Origin of the sequence: Micromonospora sp., assembly GCF_048594385.1 — a bacterium.
Classification (GTDB): Bacteria; Actinomycetota; Actinomycetes; order Mycobacteriales; family Micromonosporaceae; genus Micromonospora; species Micromonospora wenchangensis.
On sequence record NZ_JBMDWU010000293.1, the window covers coordinates 1 to 2,361 of the forward strand.

The 2,361-nt window shown below is 73.4% G+C and carries 3 protein-coding genes; 1 reads left to right on the plus strand and 2 read right to left on the minus strand.

The window, feature by feature from the left end:
• Positions 1-82: 82 nt before the first annotated feature.
• The gene (gene leuE / locus ACOJTC_RS15655) at positions 83-748 is read right to left on the minus strand and encodes a leucine efflux protein LeuE (protein WP_420117428.1); all 666 of its coding nucleotides are present in this window, start codon (positions 746-748) and stop codon (positions 83-85) included.
• Positions 745-2,124 (minus strand): GNAT family N-acetyltransferase, encoded by a 1,380-nt coding sequence (locus ACOJTC_RS15660; RefSeq protein ID WP_420117429.1) that lies wholly within the window; start codon positions 2,122-2,124, stop codon positions 745-747. Before ACOJTC_RS15660 ends, leuE begins: the two co-directional genes overlap by 4 nt.
• A 38-nt stretch (positions 2,125-2,162) precedes the next feature.
• Here ACOJTC_RS15660 and ACOJTC_RS15665 point away from each other — a divergent pair.
• On the plus strand, positions 2,163-2,361 hold a 199-nt coding region (locus tag ACOJTC_RS15665; RefSeq protein WP_420117430.1), incomplete at its 3' end, for a GntR family transcriptional regulator.

Here is a 2,361-nt window from a genome sequence, read left to right on the forward strand (position 1 = left end):
GGGCGGGGGGGGGGACGGCACGGGCCCCACCGGCCGCGGCGGGCGGGTCAGGGGCGGTGTGTGGTGGGCGGGGTGGGGCGGGTCAGACCGAGGCCGTGGCGAGTTTGATGCCGAAGCCCAGGAAGAGCATGCCGACGCCGGTGGTGGCGCCGGCGGCCAACCGGCGACGCTGCCGGAACTGGGCGGCCAGGAAGGTGCCCGCGAAGATCAGCGCGGTCAGGTAGAGCGCGCTGGTCACCTGGGCGATCAGCCCGAGCAGCAGGAACGACAACGCCGGCCAGGCGTAGCCGGGGTCGACGAACTGGATGAAGAACGAGATGAAGAAGAGGATCGCCTTCGGGTTGAGCAGGCTGATCACCAGCGCCTTGCGGAACGGGCTGTGCAGCGCCTCCGGCTCGGCGGCGTCGATCAGTCGGGGTGTCGCGGGGTTGTTGCGGTCGCGCCACCGCCGCCAGGCCCCCCGCAGCATGGTCAGCCCGACGTAGCCCAGGTAGGCCGCGCCCGCGTACTTGATCACGAGGAAGAGCGGCGGATACGCCTTGAGCAGCGACGCCACCCCGGCGGCGGAGAGGATCATCAGCACCGAGTCGCCGAGGAAGACCCCGCCCGCCGCCCGGTAGCCGGTCGCCACGCCGCGCTTGGCGGCGGTGGAGAGCACGAAGAGGGAGTTCGGCCCCGGAAGCAGAATGATCGCCACGGTGCCCAACACGTACGTCCAGATGTCGGTGATGCCCAGCACGCCCGTCATCCTCGCTCCGCCGGTGCCGAACGGCGAAGCCATTCCCGCAGCCTGGCCTGTGCGTTCGGCCACTCGTCGACGGTCATGGCGTACTGCACGGTGTCCCGCCAGGAGCCGTCCGGGCGCTGCCGGTGCATCCGCAGTACGCCCTCCCGGGTCGCGCCGAGCCGGGCGATCGCGGCCTGCGACCGGGTGTTGCGGATGTCGGTCTGCCAGACCACCCGCACCGCCCCCAGATCGTCGAACGCGCGACCGAGCAGCAACAGCTTGGCCTCGGTGTTGACCGCGCTACCCCACCAGGGGCGGCCGAGCCAGGTGTATCCGATGGTGACGCAGCGCCTCGCCGGGTCGATGTCGTAGTAGGAGGTCGACCCGATGACCGCGCCGGTGCGGGCGCAGCGCTGCACCCACGGCACCCGTTCGCCGCGTTGCCGGGCGTCCAGCGCGGTGGTGACGACGGCTCGCATCGCGGCCGGGTCGGTGGGCGTCGGGTGGCTCAGGTGGGCCCAGACCTCCGGCTCGGCGGTGGCGGTGAAGAGGTCGTCGGCGTGCGCCGCGGTGAGTGGTTCCAGCAGCACGTGCTCACCGCGCAGCGGCACCGGCTCGTACCACGGCGAGGTGGTGGCACCCGCCCCCGACGGCCCGGTGGCCCGCGCTCCCGCCTCGACGGGCCCGACGGCGTCGGGCGGGCCGGTGAGGTGCGCCGGACCAGGGCGTGCCGGTCCGGCCGGCTCCCGCACCGGAGTGCCGGTGCCGGACAGGTAGGCCGGCAGTGGGGCGGCCACCCCGGTGTCGGGCTCCGGCGGGCCGGCGACCTGCCGCAGCGGCACCACCCCGGCCCAGTACGGCAGGTCGAGGTCGGCGGGTTCGTCGCGGACCCCGCCGGTGCGGGTCCGCACCGACACCTCGTGCAGCGGTAGCGCCAGGACGGCCGTCTCGGCCAGTTCCCGCCGGCTCGGTGGGCGGCTGTCGGCGGCCCGCCCGGCGGCGGCCTTCTCCACCAGGGCGGTCAGCACAGTGCGCTTGTCGTCGTCGCTGGTCACCAGGTGGGCGGTGCCGTGGGCGACGACCGAGCGGTAGTTGGCGCTGTGGTGGAACTGGGAACGGCCGAAGACCAGGCCGTCGAGCAGGGTCACCGTGACGCAGACCGGCAGCCCGGCGTCGCCCCGGGCGGCGAGCAGCGGCTGGCTGCCGGTGGAACCGTGCAGGTAGAGGGTGTCACCGACGCGGACGTGCAGGGTGGGCAGCAGTCGCGGCTCACCGTCGACCACGAACCCCAGCACGCAGTGGTAGGCCTCGTCGAGCACCGCGTGGGCGGTGGCCCGGTCGTAGCTCATCCGGTCCCGGCTGCGGCTGGCGGTGGTGCGTGCGGTCGGCGCGTACATGTGACATCCCGCCTTTGTTCTAGTACGATCCTGGAACTGTGGCAGCACATTATCAGATCCTCGGGTCCACGTCCGCCGCGATTTCGGCGAGCGTGGAAACCGGCATCCGTAGCGGCGCGCTCGCCGCCGGTGACGCGTTGCCGCCCGTCCGCGCCCTCGCCACCGCGCGGGCGGTCAGCCCGGCCACCGTGGCGCGCGCCTACCCGGAGCTGCGCCAGCGGGGTCTGGTGGTCACCG